The 20,901-nt window shown below is 69.2% G+C and carries 20 protein-coding genes and 1 riboswitch; of the genes, 11 read left to right on the plus strand and 9 right to left on the minus strand.

The genetic code is table 11. The features are described 5' to 3' along the window. The first annotated feature begins 32 nt into the window (after window positions 1-32). Window positions 33-184, plus strand: a riboswitch (cyclic di-AMP (ydaO/yuaA leader). A gap of 8 nt (window positions 185-192) precedes the next feature. Beyond that, complete coding sequence (locus tag SNAS_RS35885) at window positions 193-1,188, plus strand: coiled-coil domain-containing protein (protein WP_013019241.1); 996 nt, start codon at window positions 193-195, stop codon at window positions 1,186-1,188. A gap of 187 nt (window positions 1,189-1,375) precedes the next feature. Next, entirely contained in the window at window positions 1,376-2,593 is a 1,218-nt protein-coding gene (locus tag SNAS_RS19825) for a L,D-transpeptidase (RefSeq protein ID WP_169313906.1), read from the plus strand. Window positions 2,594-2,649: 56 nt separating this feature from the next. Here the strand turns inward: SNAS_RS19825 and SNAS_RS19830 are convergent, their stop codons facing one another. Beyond that, window positions 2,650-3,984 (minus strand): sensor histidine kinase, encoded by a 1,335-nt coding sequence (locus SNAS_RS19830; protein ID WP_013019243.1) that lies wholly within the window; start codon window positions 3,982-3,984, stop codon window positions 2,650-2,652. After that, entirely contained in the window at window positions 3,981-4,688 is a 708-nt protein-coding gene (locus SNAS_RS19835) for a response regulator transcription factor (protein ID WP_013019244.1), read from the minus strand. Before SNAS_RS19835 ends, SNAS_RS19830 begins: the two co-directional genes overlap by 4 nt. A gap of 46 nt (window positions 4,689-4,734) precedes the next feature. On the opposite strand from SNAS_RS19835, the gene SNAS_RS19840 reads away from it, so the two are divergent. After that, entirely contained in the window at window positions 4,735-5,232 is a 498-nt protein-coding gene (locus SNAS_RS19840) for a hypothetical protein (protein ID WP_144300571.1), read from the plus strand. Here SNAS_RS19840 and SNAS_RS19845 read toward each other — a convergent pair. Beyond that, window positions 5,208-5,558, minus strand: a complete 351-nt coding sequence (locus tag SNAS_RS19845) for a DUF3817 domain-containing protein (protein WP_013019246.1) — start codon at window positions 5,556-5,558, stop codon at window positions 5,208-5,210. The two genes, SNAS_RS19840 and SNAS_RS19845, sit on opposite strands and share 25 nt — an antisense overlap. 9 nt (window positions 5,559-5,567) lie before the next feature. Beyond that, a complete protein-coding gene (locus SNAS_RS19850; protein ID WP_013019247.1) occupies window positions 5,568-5,945 on the minus strand; it encodes a hypothetical protein in 378 nt (125 codons plus the stop codon). A 66-nt stretch (window positions 5,946-6,011) separates the two neighbouring features. Between SNAS_RS19850 and SNAS_RS19855 the strand changes: the two genes are divergently transcribed. Next, window positions 6,012-7,004, plus strand: a complete 993-nt coding sequence (locus tag SNAS_RS19855; RefSeq protein ID WP_144300572.1) for an acyltransferase domain-containing protein — start codon at window positions 6,012-6,014, stop codon at window positions 7,002-7,004. Here the strand turns inward: SNAS_RS19855 and SNAS_RS19860 are convergent. Together SNAS_RS19860 and SNAS_RS19865 are read right to left on the minus strand one after the other, a co-directional pair. After that, window positions 7,001-7,837, minus strand: a complete 837-nt coding sequence (locus SNAS_RS19860; RefSeq protein WP_013019249.1) for an alpha/beta hydrolase — start codon at window positions 7,835-7,837, stop codon at window positions 7,001-7,003. The genes SNAS_RS19855 and SNAS_RS19860 overlap by 4 nt on opposite strands. 23 nt (window positions 7,838-7,860) lie before the next feature. Next, window positions 7,861-9,024 carry a hypothetical protein gene (locus tag SNAS_RS19865; RefSeq protein ID WP_013019250.1) on the minus strand — a complete coding sequence of 388 codons (1,164 nt, stop codon included), beginning with the start codon at window positions 9,022-9,024 and terminating at the stop codon, window positions 7,861-7,863. A gap of 159 nt (window positions 9,025-9,183) precedes the next feature. Here SNAS_RS19865 and SNAS_RS19870 point away from each other — a divergent pair, with 159 nt between their 5' ends. From SNAS_RS19870 to SNAS_RS19890, 5 genes are read left to right on the plus strand one after another with little or no spacing between them, the layout of a single operon-like run. Next, window positions 9,184-9,912 carry a pyrimidine reductase family protein gene (locus tag SNAS_RS19870; RefSeq protein ID WP_013019251.1) on the plus strand — a complete coding sequence of 243 codons (729 nt, stop codon included), beginning with the start codon at window positions 9,184-9,186 and terminating at the stop codon, window positions 9,910-9,912. Between the two features lie 56 nt (window positions 9,913-9,968). Next, complete coding sequence (locus tag SNAS_RS19875) at window positions 9,969-11,711, plus strand: ATP-binding protein (protein WP_013019252.1); 1,743 nt, start codon at window positions 9,969-9,971, stop codon at window positions 11,709-11,711. A gap of 9 nt (window positions 11,712-11,720) precedes the next feature. Next, window positions 11,721-12,884, plus strand: a complete 1,164-nt coding sequence (locus SNAS_RS19880) for an exonuclease SbcCD subunit D (RefSeq protein ID WP_013019253.1) — start codon at window positions 11,721-11,723, stop codon at window positions 12,882-12,884. Between the two features lie 3 nt (window positions 12,885-12,887). Next, window positions 12,888-15,320, plus strand: a complete 2,433-nt coding sequence (locus tag SNAS_RS19885; protein WP_013019254.1) for an AAA family ATPase — start codon at window positions 12,888-12,890, stop codon at window positions 15,318-15,320. A 9-nt stretch (window positions 15,321-15,329) separates the two neighbouring features. After that, entirely contained in the window at window positions 15,330-16,262 is a 933-nt protein-coding gene (locus tag SNAS_RS19890) for a hypothetical protein (RefSeq protein WP_013019255.1), read from the plus strand. Here the strand turns inward: SNAS_RS19890 and SNAS_RS19895 are convergent. Then, a complete protein-coding gene (locus SNAS_RS19895; protein ID WP_013019256.1) occupies window positions 16,259-16,792 on the minus strand; it encodes a 2'-5' RNA ligase family protein in 534 nt (177 codons plus the stop codon). The two genes, SNAS_RS19890 and SNAS_RS19895, sit on opposite strands and share 4 nt — an antisense overlap. 62 nt (window positions 16,793-16,854) lie before the next feature. Here SNAS_RS19895 and SNAS_RS19900 point away from each other — a divergent pair, with 62 nt between their 5' ends. Next, window positions 16,855-17,064 carry a helix-turn-helix domain-containing protein gene (locus SNAS_RS19900; RefSeq protein ID WP_013019257.1) on the plus strand — a complete coding sequence of 70 codons (210 nt, stop codon included), beginning with the start codon at window positions 16,855-16,857 and terminating at the stop codon, window positions 17,062-17,064. Between the two features lies 1 nt (window position 17,065). After that, window positions 17,066-17,593, plus strand: coding sequence for a Clp protease N-terminal domain-containing protein (locus SNAS_RS19905; RefSeq protein ID WP_013019258.1), 528 nt, complete (start codon window positions 17,066-17,068; stop codon window positions 17,591-17,593). 48 nt (window positions 17,594-17,641) lie between these two features. On the opposite strand, the gene SNAS_RS19910 is transcribed toward SNAS_RS19905, so the two are convergent. Beyond that, window positions 17,642-19,021 carry a sulfatase family protein gene (locus SNAS_RS19910; protein WP_013019259.1) on the minus strand — a complete coding sequence of 460 codons (1,380 nt, stop codon included), beginning with the start codon at window positions 19,019-19,021 and terminating at the stop codon, window positions 17,642-17,644. A gap of 89 nt (window positions 19,022-19,110) precedes the next feature. After that, window positions 19,111-20,886, minus strand: a complete 1,776-nt coding sequence (locus tag SNAS_RS19915) for an ABC transporter ATP-binding protein (protein WP_013019260.1) — start codon at window positions 20,884-20,886, stop codon at window positions 19,111-19,113. Between the last annotated feature and the right edge of the window lie 15 nt (window positions 20,887-20,901).

Consider the following 20,901-nt stretch of genomic DNA (forward strand, 5'->3'; position numbering starts at 1 on the left):
CCAGCACGGTCCACCGTCGCCACTCGGTGGCGGATAGCGTCCCGCCGAATCGCCCGTATGGGCGAACCGGGGACCCAACTGGTCCGTGTGTGTCACGAACCCGGGGTGAATCCGCGCGTAGCGCGGTAGGGCGTCTTCGGCCCGAACCCGTCAGCTAACTCGGTAGGCGGCCGACGAAGAAGGACGAAGTTCGTGACGCGACAGTCCACAAAGCGCCGTGCGTTCGCGCCGGTGGCGGTCGGTGTTGCCGTTTTCACGGTGCTGGCGGCGGGGCCGGTGCCCGCCTTCGCCGACCCCGAGGTCAACGAGAAGGACGTCGACGGGGAACTGCAGGAGGCCATCGAGGAGTACCTGGACGCCAAGGAGACCCTCGAGACCACCGACGACCGCCAGGACAAGATCAAATCCGAGATCGCCGACAGCAAGAAGCAGGTCAAACGGCTCGGGATCCAGGCCGGTGACTTCGCCGCCGCCGCGTACACCAGCGGCGGTGACCTGCGTGCCTCCACGATCGTGCTCACCGCCGGTTCCCCGCGCACCGCGATCCAGACGCTGGCGCTGGTCAGCTACCTGGGTGAGCAGACCGGGGCCAAGATCGACGAGCTGACCGAGGCCCGCGAGGACCTGGAGGCCGAGAAGAAGTCGCTGTCCGACGAGAAGGACAAGGCCGAGAAGGCGCTCGGCAAGCTGGAGTCCGCTCGCGACAAGGCGGCCCGCGCGGTGGCCTCGGGCGGCGGCAACTCGGCCCAGGGCCCCTCGGCGTCCGACGCCCCCGCCGCCGAACCGGCCCCGGCGGGGTTGAGCGGCGGCTGCACCGAGGACGACCCCACCCCCGCCGACGGGTGTCTCACGCCCCGCACCCTGCACGCCCTCGAACAGGCCCAGATCGCCGGATTCCAGCGCTACGTCTCGTGTTACCGGGGCGGTGGTAACGGCGAGCACCCGCAGGGCAGAGCCTGCGACTTCTCCGCCGAACCGGGCGGTTTCGGCGGTGACGCCACCGGAGCCGCCAAGGCCTACGGCGACAACCTGGCCGCGTGGCTCGTCGACAACGCCGACGCGCTGGGGGTGATGTACGTGATCTGGTACCGGCAGTTCTGGGACCCGTCCCAGGGCTGGACCACCTATTCGGGTGGTGGCGGCCCCTCGGGCGCCCACACCAACCACGTTCACCTGTCCATGGTTTGACGAGACTCACCCTTGTCCATTCAGGCGTCAATCCCGTAACGGAAGGCTCAGGTTCAACCGACAAAATTCGCGTTCACAACTTTTTTGGGAGATTTCGCTCGCGTCGACCCGCCTCCAAAGACGCGGGCGCGGTGGGCGCTGTGTACCGTTGCTACCCATGGGCACCCCGTTTTATCGGCGAACTGGCTTGACGGCTTTTGTTGGCGTGCTGGCGCTTGCCGTTTCGGCAGCTTGCGGCGGCGGCTCGGCGAAATTCGTCGATCCTGACAAATCCGTCGTCGAGATCAGCAGCGTCACTCCCAAGAAGGACGCCAAAGACGTACCCGTGACCACCGAGCTCGAATGGAAGATCGAGAAGGGCGAGCTGATCGATGTTCAGCTGCTCGATCCCAAGGGCAAGAAGGTCAAGGGAGACCTGGCCAAGGACAAGAAGTCCTGGATACCCGCCGAACGACTGGAATGGGGCACCAAGTACTCCATCAAGGTCACCGGCACCGACAAGAACAAACTCGACAAGACCAGCAAGTCCACATTCACCACCATGGACAAGCCGGGCAACTTCATCAGCGCCTCGCTGTTCAACGGGGACGGCCGCTCCTACGGCAAGGCCATGCCGGTGATCATGGACTTCCCGCGTGAGTTCTCGGTGCCCGAGGACCAGCGCGCCTCGGTGGAGAAGCGGCTGCGGGTCACCACCGAACCCGAGCAGCCCGGCGCCTGGCACTGGTTCAGCGGCAACCACCTGGAGTACCGGGCCAAGGAGTTCTGGAAACCCGGCACCAAGATCAACGTCGAACTGGCGCTGGCGGGACACCCGCTGGGCGGCGACGTCTACGGTGGCGAAGACGTCAAGATGTCGATGAACATCAACGACGACGACCGCGAGATCAAGGTCAGCAACGAGAAGAAGTCCATGACCGCCTTCGAGAACGGCAAGAGCGTCAAGAGCATGGACATCAGTCTCGGCAAGAAGGGCAACGAGTCCTACTCCGGAACCATGACCGTCATGGAGAAGCTGGAGAAGACGGAGTTCAACACCTTCGACGAGCCGCAGTGCAAGGGCAAGAAGGAAGGCGAGGACGACGACTGCTACAAGACGAAGATCAAGTACGCCCAGCGTCTGACCTGGAGCGGGCAGTTCATCCACTCGGCGCCGTGGTCGGTGGCCGACCAGGGCAAACGCAACGTCTCGCACGGCTGCGTCAACGTCTCGGAGAAGAACGCCAAATGGATCTTCGAGTTCGCCTCGGTGGGCACTCCGGTCATCGTGGAGGGCACCGGATTCGAGCTGCCCGCGCAGGATGGCTTCACCGCCTACAACCTGAGCTGGGAGGACTTCCTCAAGGGCAGTTACCTGTCGCCGCCCGGTGAGGGCGACGACAAGAAGGACGACGAGAAGGACTAACGCTTCTCATCGCGAAGACTGACACCGCCCGGCCGGATACTCGGCCGGGCGGTTTTCTATCCCCGGCGGTGGGTGCGGGCCCGTCGGCCGTTGCCGTTGTCCTGCGGCTCCCGGTAGACCGCGTCGCCGAAGGTCCACACGATCCGGGCACCGCCCAGCGCGCTGCGGCCGATGTGCAGCCGGCCCCCGGCCGCCTTCGATATCCGGGCCACGATGTCCAGGCCCAGGCCGCTGGAGCCCGCGCCGCTCTCGCCGCGGGTCAGGGCGGTCATCGGGTCGGCGATGCCGGGTCCGCCGTCCTCGACGATGAACCGGCCGGTGGCGGAGTTGAGTTCCAGCGAGAACGGGGCGTCCTGCGGCGTGTGCGCGAAGACGTTGCCGACCAGCGCGTCCACGCAGGACATGACGTCGTCGCGGGAGATGTTGACCCACAGGCTGTCGCGCAACCCGACCACCCGGTAGCGGCGGCCGTGGTCCTCGGCCAGGACGCTCCACATCGAGATCCGTTCCCGGACCACCTCGGCGACGTCGCAGCGCTGCCCGGAGCGGTCGGTGATGGAGCGGCGGGCTCCGGCGATCACGGCGTCGACCTCGGCCTCCAGCGCGTCCACCGAGGCCCGCATCCGGCGGGCGTCGGCTCCCCCGCCCAGCGACTCGGCGTCCAGGCGCAGCGCCGTCAGCGGGGTGCGCAGCCGGTGCGACATGTCGGCGGCCAGTTCGCGTTCGCCGTCCACCAGCCGCACCACCTTGTCGGCCATCATGTTGAAGGCCAGGCCCGCGTCCTGGAGTTCGTCGGGGCCCGACGGGTCGACCCGCACCGACAGGTCACCGGCGCCGAACCGGGAGGTGGCGTCGGCCAGGGTCCGGGTGGAGCGGACCACCCTGGCGCCCAGCCGATCGGCCATCAGCACCGAGACGCCCACCAGGGCCACCGCGATGCCCGCCAGCGTCAGCCAGGCGGTGTTGACGCCCTTGGTGAGCAGCTTGTCGGGGACGTAGACCTCGATGACGGCGACCCGGTCCTCGGGCAGCAGGACGGTGCGCAGGTAGGCCACCCCGTCGGGGAGGGTCTCGGTGGAGGTGCGGGCCTGTCGGGCGACCTTGCGGATCAGCGACGTCTCCACATGGGACTTGCCGATGACCTGTTCCCCGTTGAGGTGCACGGCGATGCGTTTGCCGACGCCGGAGGACTCACTGGACACGGCCCGGCGCAGCACCACCGGGTCCTCGGTGGCGGCCAGCACCGTCACCATCGCCCCGGCGGCGTCGCGGGCCTGACTGAGCGCCCGTTCCTCGGCGACCTGCCGCACCACCATGCCCAGCGGAATGCAGAAGGCGAGCGCCACCATCAGCGTCGAGGCGATGGCGACCTTCGCCAGCGCCCATCTCATCTATGGCCCGGCTGCGTCACGGGCTCGTCGGACAGCATGATGCCGACACCGCGTACGGTGCGCAGCAGCCGGGGTTTGGCGGCGGTCTCGCCGAGTTTGCGGCGCAGCCAGGAAACGTGGACGTCCACTGTGGCTTCGGCACCGATGTACGGCTGCCGCCACACCTGCTCGACGAGTTCCTGTTTGGACACGACGCGCCCGGCGTGTCGGGCCAGATAGGTCAACAGCGAGAACTCGCGCCGGGTCAGCTCCAGTTCGTTCCCGTCCAGCGCGGCCACATGCCGGGACTGGTCGACACTCAGCGGCCCCACTGTGATGAGCACCGACTTGGCCGTGTCGGAGGACTCGTGCCGCCGCAGCACCGCCGCGATGCGCGCCAGCAGGTGCGCCGCCGAGAACGGTTTGGTGACGTAGTCGTCGGCTCCGGCGTTGAGCAACTTGATGATGTCGGTCTCGCCGCGCCGGGCGCTGGCGATGATCACCGGGACGTTGGAGACCCCGCGCAACATGCGCAACGCGTCCGCACCGTCCAAATCGGGCAACCCGAGGTCCAGAATGACCACATCGGGTGGATCGGCGGTGACTTTCCGCAACGCTTCCAGGGCCGTGGATTCAGCCCGCACATGATGCCCGGCTTTCGACAGGGCTCGGGTCAGCGCGGCACTGACGTTCGCGTCGTCTTCGATCAGCAAAACCGTGGCCACGACGGCACCCTACCGAAACGGCGTTGCTTCTGACAAGATGGCGAGCATGTCTGCCAAGCCCGCCTGGTTGCGGAGCCTCGCCGCGACGGTCGCCTGGGGAGGCGTCACCGCGGTCGCGGCGGTCGGATCCTGGCTGGGCATGTCGACGGTGCTGACCGGCGACCCCTCCCCCGCGGCGGCGGCCACCGTGGTCACGCCCGACGGCGACACCAGTCCCTCGGAGAAGTCCTCCAACCCCCGTTCCCGCGACGATCCCCCCGACGAGGGTTCGAGCTCGCCACGGGACGAATGGAACGGCTGGAGCGCGGTCGGCGACGGCGCCTACGAACGGGCCTTCGACACCGACGGCGGCACGGCGGTGGTCCGGCTGCTGCCCGGCGAGGCGGTCTTCGTGTCGGCCAGCCCCGCCGAGGGCTACACCGCGCGCCGGGAATGGCCCTCCGACGAGCATCTGGTGGTGACGTTCCACGCCACCGACTCGAAGGTGACCATCGACACCATGTGGCGCGACGACCAGCCCTACGCCGACGTCTCGGAGACCTGAGGCTCTTCCTGCTCGGCCAGCACCTGACGGGTGGTCCACCGTTCGGTCACAAAGGACACGACTGGCACGGTTCCGGCCAGCAGCAACAACACCGTGCGCGGCCACAGCGACCAACCCATCCGGCGGGCGAGGTCGAAGGCGAAGGCCAGGTACACCATGTACCCGAAACCGTGGATCGGCGAGATGATCGCCGACAGCACCGGTTCACCACCGATGTAACGCACCGGCATCGCCACGAAGAACAGCGCGACGAGGAAGACACTCACGATCCACGCGGTCACCTGGTAGCGGCGCAGCGCGGCGCCTATCTCTGGTTTTGCGTCCATGGTGTTGTCCTAACCGGGGTATTCGCCGGGGCGGCGGTTCGGGTTGGCCGCCAGCCACGACAGGTAGCGATTGTAGGCGTCGGTGGCGTCGTCACCGGTGGCCTTGTCGGGCGCGGGCACCGAGAACGGCGACGACAGCGGCTCCTCGGTCGGCGCGTCGACACTCGTCGAACCCGCGGCCCGCTTGAGCTCGGCGCGCACCTCCCGGATCCACAGCGCCACCACGAAGGCGGCGAACAGGGGCCACTGGAAGGTATAACCCCAGCTCAGCATGTTGCCCTCCTGAGCGCGGTTCCACTGCCACCAGCCCAGGCCGAGAAAGGCCAACGTCAGCACCACGCCGATCGCGTGCCGAAGCAGCCAAGCTGGAGTCAGGAAGCGGCCCACGCCGATGAGGGTAATTGTTGGCGAACCGACATTGACGCTCAGGTACGCGTCGGGTGGAATGGGTCGATGCCTCGTCTCACCGATGTCCGAAGCCGTCTCGGGCTGCCCGATTCCGCCGCAAGCTGGTACGACACCTGGGAGCGGCTCGGGCCGCCGGAGGGGCCGGTGCCGTTGCCGTCGGCGGCCGAGCTCGATTCGCTGCTTACCGGCAGGCTGGGTTGTGATCCGATCGACGCCGCGGCGGTCGCCGCCGCTCGTCCCGATCCCGACGCGGACCCGGAGCTGTGGTGGGTCATGGAGCGCTGTTATCGGCACCTGTTGGCCGATATGGGTGGGATTGAGATGCTGCTGTGGCCCCAGCTGCCCGACAAGTGGGGTGCGACGGGGCGGTTCGTGCACCTGTACGCGCTGCTGGCCGCGATTCCCGAAACGTTGGCGTACAACCGGAGTCGGGGTATCGAGGACGAGATCACCTGGGCGACATTGTCCAATGTGGCGGAGAAGTTGCGGTTGAACCGGGCCCGGTTCGGGGTTCCGGGGCTTGAGGTGGCGCACTGGTTCACGTTGCATTTTCGGGGGGCGATTCACAGGTTGGGGCGGCTGGAGTTCGCGCCCGAGCGGGCCGGGGAGGGTTTTCCGGACGTGGACGCCGGGGATCTGGTGTTGGGGGTGCACATTCCGCAGGACGGCGGGCCGATGTCGCCCGACGCGTGCGCGGCGTCGATCGCGTGGGCGCGGGAGTTCTTCCCGCACCATTTCGGGGACCGGTTCGCGTCGCGGCCGCTGTTCGTGTGCTCGTCGTGGCTGCTGGACCCGAAGCTGGCCGAGGTGCTGCGGCCGGACGCGAACATCGTGGCGTTCCAGAAGCTGTTCGAGCTGCTCCCGGCCGGTGAGGACGCTAGTGAGCTGGGCGAGAAGGACGTGCTGCGGTTCGTGTTCGACCAGGTCGGGGACACCGACCTGGCGAGCCTGCCGCGCGATTCGACGCTGCGGCGAGTGCTGGCGGAGGGGTTCGCGGAGCCGCGCGGCTGGCAGGTACGCACGGGCTGGTTTCGCTAGCGGGCGGTCAGTCCGGCCGAGTCGGCCAGTGTGGCCACGCCGTCGATGACCTCGGCGCCGCCGACGAGTTCGAGCTCGTTGTGGTCGGCGCCGTCGATGGCCAGTTTCGTGACCTCAGCCCCGGAGTTCTCGGCGGACTCGGCCACCCGTTTGCTCAGGTCGGGCGGCACGATGGAGTCGCCGGTGCCGTAGGCGACCAGCAGCGGCACCCCGGTTTTGGTTACATTGGACTCGACCGGGTAGGTCTCGGTCAGCAGCAGCCGCACCGGCAGGTACGGGTAGTGCCGCTGCCCCACGTCGGGCAGCGAGGTGAACGGCGAGCGCAGCACCATCGCGGCGGGCGGGTGGTCGAGCGCCAGTTTGCTGACGACCCCACAGCCCAGGCTCTCCCCGAAGTAGACGATGCGATCGGTGTCGAATCCGGCCGGGCCGGTCAGGTGGTCCAGCGCGGCCTTCGCGTCAGCGTACAGGCCGTCCTCGTCGGGCGAGCCGGGATTGCCGCCGTAGCCCCGGTAGTCGAAGACCAGGACGGTGAACCCCTTGGCGGTCAACGCTTCGGCGAGGCCGATGCGGTTGAGCCGGTTGCCGCCGTTACCGTTGGCCACCAGGACGGCGGTCTTCCGGTCAGCTCCGGTCGGTGCGAACTGCCACGCGGCCAGTTTCAGATCGTCCGAAGTGCGCAGTTCGACCTCGGTGGCGGAGTCGGGGACCGGCGGCGCGGAGGTGTCGGGGAAATAGATCAGCTGCCGCTGGAACCACCAGGCCATGGTCAACAATAGAACGATCACGGCCACCGCGACCAGGACGGTGCGCAGGAACCGGCGTTTCACCATCCCCGCATTATCGCCGAACCGGGTCAGGTGCCGCAGGTCCAGGTGACGGCGCTGGTGGGCTGCCCCATGTCGCCTCCCGGCCGGGGCAGCGATTCTCCGGTGAGGACCGAACCGTCGCGGCTGGCGTCCTGGACGAGCCCGTGGTCGAGCCCCTTCGGGGCGTCCAATGTGGGTAGCTTGACGAGCTCGTCGCCGTCGTCCTGGCGGGTGGGGATCGGCCAGTCGCCCGGGTGCGAGACCCCGTAGACCCGGCCCTCGTCGTCGATCGCTTTGGGCATCAGGTCGGGGCTGAGCCGCTGCATCCGCCCCGGATCCGACAGTCGCCACCGCAGGTGTGGTATCTCGACACCACCCGACAGCACCCAGTCTCCGGCGACATCGATCGGCAGCGCGTTCGTGACCGGCTCGGGCAACTTCCATCCCTTGCCGTCCGATCGCCACAGCCACGGTTCGCCCACTCCGCCGGAGTCCTCCTGGTCCTTGCTGGGTCGGTACTGGTAGCCCAGGGCCATGCCGCCGTCGGTGATCGCGGTGACGGTGCCCCGCATACCTTCGCGCACCTGAAGTTCGACAGGTGTGGAGGATCCGGCCTTCCACAGCAGCGGGGTGGGAAGCTGCGGCGTTACGTACTCCTCCGTCGTGGTGACACGCTTGCCGTACGTGATCGCGTTGCCGACGACCTCACCGGAGTCATTGACGTCCACGAGCCGCACGAACTCGGCGCCGGGATAGTTCACTGTGGTCTTTTTGCCGACGTACAGCCAGCTCGTCTCGCCCCCGTCACTGACGAAATCACCGACCACGGCACCGTTGGAGTTGACGTCGCCGTTCTGCAACGTCTCAGCGGAGAGGGTCTCGCGGTCGCCGTCGCGCCACAGGACGGTCTGGGAGTCGTAGTCCTCGTCGGTCAGCTCACCGACGACGTTTTCTCCGTCGGGGCTGATCTTGAGCCCGGTGGCGTCCTTGCCGTCTCCGGGCAGTTCGGCGATCTCGCACTCGCCGGTCGGCGGTTTCACGCCCAGCGATGACACCACCTCGGCGTTGAGGGGAGGTGAGGTGCTGACCTCGTCCAGCGGCGACGGGTTCGAGTCACCAGTGACCACCACGACCAAGACCGCTGTGATGCCCGCCAGCGCCGCGATCACCGACGCCCAACGGATGAAACGCTTGCGGGGAAACAACTCCATGACGCCTTCCTTGCCGCGGCAAAACATGAATCCTAGACGCAGAAATCCACGTTTACCAATATTCGACGGCTGTGGACGAGCATTGGCGGTAAGACGCCACCGGCCCGGTCCGCTCACCTGCCGCGATCGAGACCACCCCACCCTCTAAACTCCGAGAACGTGGCCAGGTATAGCGAACTGTCGTCCCTTGACCAATCCGAGCTGACCGACTGGTACGCCCCGTCTGCGCCCGACTGGCTGCGGGTCAACTTCGTGTCCAGCGCCGACGGCGCCGTCGAGGTGAACGGCGACTCCAAGGCGCTGTCCGGCGAGGACGACATGCGGGTGTTCCGGATCCTGCGGATGCGCTGCGATGTGCTGGTCGTGGGCGCGGGAACCGTGCGCACCGACGGGTATCGGGCGCTGCGGTTGAGCCAGGACCGGGTGGAGTGGCGCCGGGCGGCCGGGCTGCCGGATCACCCCGTGATGGCGGTGGTGTCGCGCAGCGGGATCCTGGACCTCGACACGCCGCTGTTCCGGGAGGCGCCGGTGCGGCCGATCGTCATCACGCCGGAGGACCTGGACGCCAAACGGCTCGCCGAACTGTCCGATGTGGCTGACGTCGTCGCGGCGGGTACCGGGAGTGTCGACTTCGCTGAGGCGTTCGAGCGGTTGCGGCAGCGGGGACTGCGGCAGATCCTGTGCGAGGGCGGGCCGCACGTCTTCGGTGAGATCACCGCCGCCGGGCTGGTCGACGAGCTGTGCCTGACGCTGTCGCCGCACCTGGCCGGGGCCGGTTCGGGGCGCATCACCGCCGGTCCCCCGTCACCGCTCAAGCGCATGCATCTGGCGCACTGCCTGCACGCCAACGGGAATCTGCTGCTGCGGTACACGCGTGTCCAAGGGTGACTTTCGAACAGCGGGCTTGACCGGGATGTCATACGTGTGATGCGAAGATAGTCCGCATGGCCGACGCCGAGACAACCGATGATGTCGTGGGACGGGTACTGGGGACCGAGGACGCCACGCCGCTGACCTTCTGGGTGGCGGTGTCCGAGGACGCGTATCTCCAGCTCGACGACGTGGTGGTGACCCAGCGCCAGGTGCCCGGCAGGGAGCCGGTGACCGTGTCGGGTGTCGTGACCTCGGTGCGGGCCCGACACGAGGGCGCCCAGTTCGACTCCGACGTGTTCGCGATCTCCGACGGGCACCTGCCCGCGCAGGTGCAGGAGGCCGCCGAGGTGACCGTGACCCGGGTCGAGCCGGAGGTGTTCGTGCCGCCGTGCCCCGGCGACCAGGTGCGCCGGGCCCGGGGCGAGGAGCGCGACTCGGCGCTGTACTTCGACCAGATGACCCGGCAGGTGCCGCTGGGCTTCAGCCGCGACGGTGAGCCGGTGTTCCTCAACGCCGACTTCCTGGACGGCACCCGGGGCGCGCACGTGTCCATTTCGGGCATCTCCGGGGTGGCGACCAAGACGAGCTTCGCGACCTGGCTGTTGTACTCAATGTTGCGTTCCAAGGCGCTGGGGCCCGAGGCGGTCAACACCAAGGCGCTGATCTTCAACGTCAAGGGCGAGGACCTGCTGCTGCTCGACCACGACAACACCAAACTGGACGACCAACTGCGGGAATCCTATGCCCGGCTGGGTATCGAGGCCGGGGCCTTCGGTTCGGTGACGGTGCTGGCGCCGCCGCGCGCCGGGGACAAGAACGGGGTCCCGGACGTGGCGTGCCGATCCACCGGTGTGGACGCTTTCTATTGGACGGTGGCGGAGTTCTGCGAGCAGCGGCTGCTGCCGTTCGTGTTCGCCGACGCCGACGACGAGCGGCAGCAGTACACGATGGTGGTGCACCAGGTGACGGCGAAGCTGTACCGGGAGGCCAAACCCAAGGACGACGGCGGCGCGGTCATCGACGGGCAACTGGTGTCGTCCTATGGCGACCTGGTGGACCTGTTGTGCGACAGGCTTTCCGACGACGAGACCCGGGGTACCTGGGGCGGTACCGCGGTGGGGCTTGGCACCGTCAACGCGTTCATCCGCAGGCTGATCTCGTCCACTCGCGACATCGGGCGGCTGGTGCGCGGCGATCTGCCGCCCAGGCGCGCCCACGGCGTCGGCACCGACAAGGACGCCCAGGTCACGGTGGTGGACCTGCACAACCTGCCCGACCGGGCGCAGCGCTTCGTCGTCGGCGTGACGCTGCGGGCCGAGTTCGAGCGCAAGGAGAAGGCCGGTACCGCGCGGCCGTTGCAGTTCGTGGTGCTGGACGAGCTCAACAAGTACGCGCCGCGCGACGGCACCAGCCCGATCAAGGAGATCCTGCTGGACATCGCCGAACGCGGCCGTTCGCTGGGTGTCATCCTCATCGGCGCGCAGCAGACGGCCAGCGAGGTGGAGCGCCGCATCGCCGCCAACAGCGCGATCCGGGTGGTGGGTCGGCTGGACCCGGCCGAGGCGGGACGGCCCGAGTACGGGTTCCTGTCGTCCTCGCAGCGGCAGCGGGCCCTGATGGCCAAGCCGGGCACCATGTTCGTGGCGCAGCCGGAGCTGCCGGTGCCGCTCGTGGTGAACTTCCCGTTCCCGTCCTGGGCCACCCGCCCGGCCGAGGCGGGGGCGGCGCCCGCGTCGGCGCTGCGGTCGGCCACCCAGAAGGTCGATCCCTTCGACCTGGCCGCCAACGACGACGATGACGACATCCCCTTCTAGGAGTGAGCTTTGCGGATCCTGCACACCTCGGACTGGCACATCGGTGCCACCCTCAAGGGACAGTCGCGGATGGCCGAACAGATCGCGGTGTTCGGTGAGCTCGTCGAGCTGGCCAAGACCGAACGGCCCGATCTGATCATCGTCGCCGGGGACCTGTTCGAGACCGCGGCGCCCTCGGCGGCGGCGCAGAAGCTGCTGGTGCGGACGCTGTCGGCGTTGCGCGGCACCGGGGCCGAGGTGATCGCGGTGGCCGGGAACCACGACCACGGCGCCGCGATCGACGCGCTGCGCGGCTGGGCCGACGCAGCCGGGATCACGCTGCGCGGCACCGTCGGCAAGGCCGCCGACCACCTGATCCGGGGCGAGACCCGCGACGGCGAGGCGTGGCGGTGCGCGGCGCTGCCGTTCGTGTCGCAGCGGTACGCGGTGCGCGCCACCGAACTGTTCGACCTGACCTCCGCCGAGACCGGACAGTCCTATGCCGACCATCTGCGGCGGCTGGTCGCGGCGCTGTCGGCGGGTTTCAGCGACGACGCGGTCAACCTGGTCACGGGCCACCTGACCGTGGTGGGCGGCAAGGTCGGCGGCGGCGAACGCGAGGCCCACACGGTGGCCGACTACGCGGTACCGGCGACGATCTTCCCGCCGACCGTCCACTATGCGGCGCTGGGGCACCTGCACCGGCATCAGCGCATCAACGGCGGCTGCCCGATCCGTTACAGCGGCGCCCCGATCGCGGTGGACTTCGGCGAGGAGTCCTACACGCCGGGCGTGGTGCTGGTGGACGTCACCGCCACGACCCCGGCCACGGCGCGGCACGTGCCGCTGACCTCGGCCCGGTCGCTGAAGACGCTGCGCGGCACCCTGGAGGAGCTGCGAGAGGCCACCATGGACGACGAGGCGTGGATCCGGGTGTACGTCAAGGAACACCCGCGCGCCGGGCTGCGCGAGGAGGTCCAGGAACTGTTCCCCAACGCGCTGGCCGTCCACATCGACCCGACGATGACGCGGGAGGGCGAGACGCCCCGGGTGCGGCGGGCGGGCCGCAGCCCCCGGCAGCTGTTCGGCGACTACCTGGACGAACGCGGTCACGAGGATCCGGCGGTGGCCGAACTGTTCGACCGGCTCTACGACCAGGTGTCCACGGTTCCGGTCCCGACGGAAGGTGAGTGACCGATGCGTCCGCTTCGCCTGGACATGGAGGGCTTCGGCACCTTCTCCAAACCCACCACGGTGGACTTCACCGGCGCCGACTTCTTCGCCCTGATCGGACCGACCGGCGCCGGGAAGTCCACGGTGCTGGACGCGATCTGTTTCGCCCTGTACGGCCGGGTGCCGCGCTGGGGTTCGGGCATCGAGTACGCGCTGGCCCCGTCGGCGACCTCCGGCAAGGTGCGGCTGGTGTTCTCCGCCGACGGCGCCTGCTACGTCGCGACCCGGCTGGTCAAGCGGGGCGGCAAGGGCAAGGTGACCACGGCCAGCGCGGCGCTGGAGAAGCTGCCTCCTGACATCGATCCGTCGAGTCTGGACAATGTCTCGGAGCTGATCGGCACGGCGCTGGCGGCCTCGGCCAAGGCGGTCGGCGAGCAGGTCGAGCGCATCATCGGGCTGCCGTTCGACCAGTTCACGAAGTGTGTGCTGCTGCCGCAGGGCGCGTTCGCGGAGTTCCTGCACTCCTCCGGTGCCGAGCGGCGCAAGATCCTGGAGAACCTGCTGGGTTACTCGGTGTACCGCGACATCCAGACCGCCGCCGGTGAGGAGCAGAAGTCCGCCGAGGCGGTGTTGACGCGCATCGAGCAGGAGTTGTCGAGGGTCGCCCCGGTGACCGACGAGGCCATCGCCGCCGCCGACGCGCGGGTGCGGACGCTGAGTGCGGTCGGCGAGAAGGTGCGCGCCAAGGTACCCCGGCTGGACGAGCTGACCCGGCGCGCCGCCGAGGCCGCCGACGCGCTCAAGACCGTCGACGCCGAGCACGCGCTGCTGACCTATATCCGCCGTCCTGACGATGTGGACGCCACCGTGCGGCAGGTGGCCGAGGCCGCCGCGGCCGTGGAGACGGCGCGGAGCGCCATGACCGAGGCCGAGCAGGCCGAGGAACGGCTGCGGGCCGAAGCCGCCGATGTGGACACCGCACGCATCGATCTGCTGCTGGGCAAGCATGCCGAGCTGGTCGACACCGACACCAAGCTCGCCAAGGGCACCACCCTGACCGAGGACGCCGAGGCCGCGCTGGCCGAGGCCAAGTCGGCGCAGGCGCAGCGCGCCGAACAGGTCGCCGACGCCGAGCGGGCCCTGGACGCGGCCCGTACCGCCGATCTGGCGGCGGCGGTACGCGAGCACCTGGAACCCGGCAAGCCGTGTCCGGTGTGCACCCAGACAGTGCGCGCGCTGCCGGAGCACACCGGCCACGCCACCGTCGCCACCGCCCGGCAGCACCTGGACACGGCCAAGGCGGCGTTGAAGCAGTCCGAGGACGAGTTCGTCAAGTTGCAGGGCATCGCGCACAAGTACCGGGCCCGGGTGGACCAGCTGCTGGAGTCGCGGGCCGCGCTGGCCGAGGCACTGGCGGATTCGCCGGGGCCGCAGCGGCTTCAGGCCGACAAGGAGGCCGCCTCGACCCGGCGGGCCGCGTTGGCACAGGCCAGTGCCCGGGTCCGCGAGACCCGGGACACGGTGCGGCGCGCCGAGACGGCGCACGCCAACGCCGCCGACAAGCAGGCCATCGCGTGGCGCACCTTCGACCACCACCGCGACCGGGTGGCGGCGCTGGCTCCTCCCCCGGCCGACCGGGGTGACCTGGACGCCGCCTGGCGGTCGCTGGCGGACTGGGCGGCCGAACAGCTGTCGCTGCGGGCGATCCAGCGCGGCGAGCACAACGCGGCGGTGGCCAAACTGGACGAGGAGACCCGCATCGTCCGCAATGAACTGTCGGTGAGCCTGACCGAGGCCGGGGTGAACCTGGGCCGCGAGGCCAGCGGCACCGATTTCGTCGAGGCGGCGGCCGTCGGTCTGCGGCAGGCCGAGGACGACCACCGCAGGCTGCTGGAGCAGCGCGACATCTTCGTGCGGTTGACCGCCGATCGCGCCGAGAAGTCGCGCGAGGCGCAGGTCGCCAAGCAGCTGCACGAACACCTGGGCACCCGCAAGTTCGTCAACTGGCTGCTGGAGGAGGCGCTGCGCGAACTCGTCGCGGGGGCCTCGGACATCCTGCGCCGCTTGACGTCGGGACAGTACGACCTGGACTACATCGACTACGAGTTCTACGTGATCGACCACCACGACGCGGATCTGCCGCGTCCGGTCAAGACCCTGTCGGGCGGCGAGACCTTCGCGGCGGCGCTGGCACTGGCGTTGGCCATGTCGGAGCAGCTGGCCGGGATGTCCTCGCAGGGCGCGAGTCTGGAGTCGATCCTGCTGGACGAGGGCTTCGGCACCCTGGACGCGGCGACGCTGGACCAGGTGGCGGCGAACCTGGAGTCGCTGGCGACCTCCGGCAACCGCTTGGTGGGTGTGGTCACGCACGTGGCGGGACTGGCCGAGCGGATTCCGGTGCGGTTCGAGGTGTCCAAGGACGCGCACGGTTCCCACGTCGAGCGAGTCGAACTCTAGGAGACGAACGTGCGCATCAGTGTCAGCGCTTGGGATCCCGGCTACGCCGACACCGGCGAGAAGACCGGCGAGGCCGCACAGGCCAAGATGGACCTCGACGTCGAAGTACCGGCGGTGAAGTGGGAGCCCATCGGTTCGGACGTGCCCGCGCCGCCCCGGGTGCTGTTGGTGGACGGGGTCCGGCGCCTCGACGCCAGAGTGGACATCGCCGTCGAGGGGCAGCCGCCGGTGCCGGGCATCTGCGCGTCCTACGGCGCCGGAGTGGTGGAGTGCGATCCCGGTGGCGGCTCGACGGCGACGATCCCGGTCAGCCGCATCGAGAGGGGCCTGTTCAGCGCGGTCCCGGACGCGGGGCTGACGGCCGGACGCACCGCCGCGTACGTCGCGCACCGGTCGAGGGCCAGCGAACCCGGTGACCTGCTCAACGCGGTGCAGGACCGGCTCACGGCGCTGGAGATCGAGGTGGCCACCGAAGCCGAACCGGGTCGCGACGACCTGCTGGTGATCGACGGGGCGCTGCGGCGCCGCACCCACCTGCCGCGCGCGGTGGGGTTCATCAAGTCGCACCAGCGGCGCTACCTGCCCGACCATCTGTCGTCCATCATCGACAAACTGGAGCCGGGCCAGCGGACCCCGGTGTTCGTGCTGGGCACGTCCTGGCAGCGGCACACCTGGTACCTGCGGCTGCCGGGCGGCGGCGACGGTTCCTGGGCGGGCATCGCCCGGCTGGAGGCGGCCGACGACCTGACGATCGCCGAGGTTGTGGCGCTGGCCGATTCCGCCAGCGCGGTGCTGCCGAGGCTGGCATCGGTGGCGCACAAGGATCCTCGCGCCCCGCAGAACCTGACCCCGATCGCCGGGCTGGAGCGGCGGTTGCGGGCGAAGCTGGGTGATCCGCGGTTGTTGTTGCGGGGCTTGCGAACCGGGGCGCGGGCGTTTTAGTCGGCCAGCGGGAAGCTGTCCGACGGGTTCCAGCGACTGCCGTCGAAGACCACCAGGTCCACGGTGGATACGCGGACGCGCAGCGGCAGCCCGGGTTCGAGTTCGGCGCGCACGGCCTCGCCGACGGCGGGGTCCTCGGTGAACGCGACCGACAGGTGTGGCGTCGGTTTGCCGTACTTGCCTTGGTAGGGAACGAGGTCCGGCCAGCGCGAGATGACGGCACCGGTCAGCGCGTCGAAGCGGTCGACAGGCTCGGCGGCCAGGTACACCAGGCCGGGGAACCGGCCGCAGGCGGCGAAGGTCGCCTCGAAAGCCGTGGACTCGCCGAACATGGTGGCCAGCGTGCCGCGTACGTCGGGGTTGACGTTGCTGGCGGGCAGGAACGGGTACATCACCGACACGTGCGGGCCGACGCCGTAGGCCACCGACGGGTCGTGCCTTGCCCTGGCGGGGCCGACGACGGGCTCGGCCTCGGGTACGCCGATCACCAGCGCCGACAGACCGGCGGTGAAGCGCGAACGCTGTGACATGACCCCATGGTGCCCGTCAACTTAAGTTGACGATCGGCGGGTTGTCAATGTAGGTTGACAACATGAGTGAAGCTACCGATCTCGCCGTCGCGGCGGGCAACTCCGACCCCACCGTGGGACTGCGAGCCGTCTCAGCCCTGCGGCGGCTACTGGAACGCCTGGAGGCCGCCCAGGTCCGCAACGCCCGGCGCCAGGGCTGGACCTGGCAACAGATAGCCACCGCCCTCGGGGTCACCCGGCAAGCCGTCCACAAAAAGTACAAAGGGGAATGACATGTTCGAGAAGTTCAGCAAGGACACGGTTCGGGCCGTCCACGCCGCCGTGGCCCAGGCCAAGGAATCCCGGGCCCGCAACATCGACGAGGAGCACATCGTCTACGCCCTGTTCCGGGAACCGGGCACGCTGGCCAGCCAGCTCACCCGCGGCGCCCTGACCCTGTCGGCACTGCGCGAGTCCTACGCCCGAGCCCATCGCCGGGGCGGAGTCAGCCAGGCCGACGCCGACACGCTGCGGGACATCGGCATCGACGTCGACGAGGTCATCGCGACGGTCGAGACACAGCTGGGCGAACAAGCGTTGGCGCCCAAGCCGTCCACGGCCAAACCGAAGCGCCATCTGCCGTTCACCCCGGCGGCCAAGGACGTGCTGGCGGGGGCACTACGCGAGGCGGTCAAGCGCCGGGACAAGCGGATCGGTGACGACCACCTGCTGCTGGCGCTGCTGGGCCGAGGCGGCCTCGCGGCCGGGGTGCTGGCGGAACTGGGTGCCACGTACGAGGAGGTCTCGGCACGGGTGGACTGAGGATCGTCAGCTTGACGGCCGCGCCGTCGCCGCAGCGCGGCAAGCCGTTCAGCTCAGCATCGTCGCGCGCCAGTCGTGCCGCAGCCGCTGTAGCTCCGCGAGCTTGTCGGGGTGAGCGTCGGCGAGGTTGCGGGTCTCGGCGGGGTCATCATCCAGGTTGTACAGGAACAGTCCGGCGCCCAGGTCGGTGTGCTCGTACTGAAGCAGCCCCCGCACCTCGTCGGACTCGCCGTCGGCGTAGCGCAGCTTCCAGGCCCCGCTTCTGGTCGCGTACTGGAAACCGCAGTCCCAGTGCAGCGCTTCATGTCCCGCGTCGGTCTCGCCGCGCAGCATGGCCCACTGGTCGACGCCGTGGCCGTCGCCGGGATCTCCCCCGGCGGCGGCCAGCAGGCTCGGGTACAGGTCCAACGCGGAGATCAAGCCGTCGCGGTGTTCGCCAGCGGGGACGCCGCCGCCGGGCCAGCGCACCAGGAACGGCACCCGGATCCCGCCCTCGAACAGCGTGTACTTGGAACCGGCCAGCGGCGTGTTGTCGCCGTGGTTGCAGTGCGAGCCGCCGTTGTCGGTCAGGTAGACCACGATGGTGTCCTCGCGCAGACCGTTGGCGTCCACGGTGTCCATCAGACGACCGATCTCGGCGTCCATCAGTTCCAGTTGCGCCAGATAGTACTCCCGGCCTTTGTCCAGATTGGGCGCCACGACGTCGTCGTACCAGTCGAAGTAGCTTCGGGTCTCGGGGTCCCAGTCGTGGTACTCGGACAGGCCGCGTTTACGCCGTTCGGCCTCGGGCAGCTGCCAGCAGAAGTTGTGGACGGCGTTGAAGGCCAGCATCAGGAAGAACGGGTTCGCGTCCCCGGCGTGGCCTGTGACGAAGTCGCGGGCCCGCTGACCGAGATCCCAGGTCAGGAAGTCCTCGGTCTCGTACTCGTCGTCGCCCTCCAGCAGCGGCTGGGTGCCCATCCGCCAGCCCGCCTCGCCGCGCGCCTCGTATTCGGCGCGCGAGTGCCGCAGGTAGTGCAGCCGCCCCTGGGACTGTCCGGCCAGGCCGTACCGGGTCTCGTCGAAGCCGTGGTGCGGTGGGCAGGCGTGGTCACCGAGCTGCTCGGGTCCGTAGTGGACTTTGCCGAAGTAGCCGGTGGTGTAGCCGCGCTCCTTGAAGCGCTCGGCGAGCGTCGGTGAGTCGTCGGGGAGCCGCGAGTTGTCGAACCACGTGGTGCCGAACGACAACGGGTAGCGCCCCGACATGAGCCCGGCCCGCGACGGGCTGCAGATCGGCGCGGCGACGTAGGCGTTGTCGCAGGACACGCCCTCGGCGGCCAGCCGGTCGAGGGCCGGGGTGTGGACGTTGTCGTGGACGCCGAGCGCGGAGCGGTCGGCGTAGCCGTGGTCGTCGGACAGGATCACGATGACGTTCGGTCGGCGGGACACGGCACCCCCATCAGCTGGCAAGCGATTTCCCGGACGCTACCAGCCGCGCCCGCCGACGGAACTGTGCGGCGGGCGGCGGCTCGGCGGGGTCAGTGGCTGTCGGCCGTCAGCAGCTGGGAGGCCGCCAGGTCGCGGTACAGCTCGTCGGTGGCGACCAGTTCGGTGTGGGAGCCCACCGCTCGCACTCGGCCAGCGTCCAGGACCACGATCTGGTTGGCGCTGGTCACCGTCGAGAGTCGGTGTGCCACAACGATGACGTTGGTGCGGTCGGCGGCGTCCAACATCGTCTGTTTGAGCGCGGCCTCGTTGGCGGCGTCCAGTTGCGAGGTCGCCTCGTCGAGCAGCAGCAGCCGGGGTTTGCGCAGCAGTGCCCGCGCGATGGCCACCCGCTGGCGCTCGCCGCCGGACAGGGTCATGCCCCGGTAGCCGATCGCGGAGTCCAGCCCGTCGGGCAGTGAGGCGACCAGCTCGGTCAGCCTGGCCCGCTTGACGATCTCGGCCAGCTCGGCCTCGGTCGCGTCGGGTGCCGCCATCAGCAGGTTCTCGCGCAGCGTGCCGTGCAGCACCGGAGCGTCCTGTTCGACGTAGCCGATCATGCCGCGCAGCGCCGCCAGCGGCCAGTCCTCGACCCGGGTCCCGTCGACCCGCACCTCGCCGGACGTGACCGGGTAGAAGCGTTCGATGAGGGAGAACACGGTGGTCTTGCCCGCGCCGGACGGTCCGACCAGCGCGGTCAGGCCGGTGCCGCTGGCCTCGAAGCTGACGCCGTGGTGCACCTGCGGCAGGCCGGGGCCGTAGCCGAAGGTGACGTTGTCGAAGGACAGCAGGGCCGGGCCGTTGTTCGCCGAGATGCTCGCGCCGTTGGAGGGTTGCTCGTGGGCGAGGTCGGCGACGGTCTCGACGCGTCGGATCGCCGCCAGCCCCGTCTGGAGTTGCGACAGCGCCGCGACCAGCGAGCTGATCGGCCCCATCAGGTAGAACAGCAACAGCAGGAACCCGATCAGCGACGAGATGGTCATCGTTCCGGCGGCGACGCGGGCTCCGCCGACGCCCAGCACGATCAGGAACGCGACGTTGACCGGCAGCCAGGCCATCACCCCGGCCAGGGCCTCCCACACCGCGACCATGACGCCCTTGTCGCGGGCTTCGCGGGCGGCGACGTCGAGTTTGCCGATCTCGATGTCCTCGGCGCCGCTGGCCTTGACCGTCCGGAAGGCGCTGAAGATGCGCTCCAGTATGGAGCCCATCTCGCCGAGCGCGGCCTGCGAGGCGGTGGTGGCGTTGCGGATGCGGGGCATGATCAGCGTCATGATGATCGACACCAGCACGATCATCGCCATGGTGGTGCCGAACAGCACCAGGTCGATCCAGGCCATCAGGGCGATCCCGCCCAGCAGCATGAACACCGCGGTGGTGCCGCCGATGACGGTGGTGGACGCGACGGTGCGCAGCAGGTTGGTGTCGGAGGTGAGGCGCGAGACCAGGTCACCGGGTTTGAGCCGGTCGACCTCGGCGATGGTGAGCCGCACCAGGCTGCCGACCAGGCGGCGCCGGACGGTCAGCACGATGTCCTGTCCGGTGCGCTGCATCAGGTAGGGCCCGAAGGCTTCCAACGCGCCCCCGACCAGTACCGCCGCGACCAGGATCAGCAGCGGGTTGCGCAGCGATTCGCCGGTCTCCAGCGACTCGATCACGTCCATGGCGACGATCGGCTGGACCAGCCCGATCAGGCCGCCCAGGAACGCCAGGGTGCCACCGGTGATCAGCAGCGGCAGGTGCTGGCGGGCGTAGAACCACAGTCGGCGAAGCGGTGCCCGGCCCTCGTCGGCGGGGGCTTCGGCGGGTGTCTCGATGGCGTCGGTCATGGCTCTTTTCCTGTC

Origin of the sequence: Stackebrandtia nassauensis DSM 44728 (assembly GCF_000024545.1) — a bacterium.
GTDB lineage: Bacteria > Actinomycetota > Actinomycetes > Mycobacteriales > Micromonosporaceae > Stackebrandtia > Stackebrandtia nassauensis.

Coding starts and splice junctions, on each gene's coding strand:
- SNAS_RS19830 (WP_013019243.1), bottom strand. CDS start 3,984: ATGAGATGGGCGCTGGCGAAGGTCGCCATCGCCTCGACGCTGATGGTG.
- SNAS_RS19840 (WP_144300571.1), top strand. CDS start 4,735: ATGTCTGCCAAGCCCGCCTGGTTGCGGAGCCTCGCCGCGACGGTCGCC.
- SNAS_RS19845 (WP_013019246.1), bottom strand. CDS start 5,558: ATGGACGCAAAACCAGAGATAGGCGCCGCGCTGCGCCGCTACCAGGTG.
- SNAS_RS19855 (WP_144300572.1), top strand. CDS start 6,012: ATGCCTCGTCTCACCGATGTCCGAAGCCGTCTCGGGCTGCCCGATTCC.
- SNAS_RS19860 (WP_013019249.1), bottom strand. CDS start 7,837: ATGGTGAAACGCCGGTTCCTGCGCACCGTCCTGGTCGCGGTGGCCGTG.
- SNAS_RS19865 (WP_013019250.1), bottom strand. CDS start 9,024: ATGGAGTTGTTTCCCCGCAAGCGTTTCATCCGTTGGGCGTCGGTGATC.
- SNAS_RS19875 (WP_013019252.1), top strand. CDS start 9,969: ATGGCCGACGCCGAGACAACCGATGATGTCGTGGGACGGGTACTGGGG.
- SNAS_RS19885 (WP_013019254.1), top strand. CDS start 12,888: ATGCGTCCGCTTCGCCTGGACATGGAGGGCTTCGGCACCTTCTCCAAA.
- SNAS_RS19895 (WP_013019256.1), bottom strand. CDS start 16,792: ATGTCACAGCGTTCGCGCTTCACCGCCGGTCTGTCGGCGCTGGTGATC.
- SNAS_RS19900 (WP_013019257.1), top strand. CDS start 16,855: ATGAGTGAAGCTACCGATCTCGCCGTCGCGGCGGGCAACTCCGACCCC.
- SNAS_RS19905 (WP_013019258.1), top strand. CDS start 17,066: ATGTTCGAGAAGTTCAGCAAGGACACGGTTCGGGCCGTCCACGCCGCC.
- SNAS_RS19915 (WP_013019260.1), bottom strand. CDS start 20,886: ATGACCGACGCCATCGAGACACCCGCCGAAGCCCCCGCCGACGAGGGC.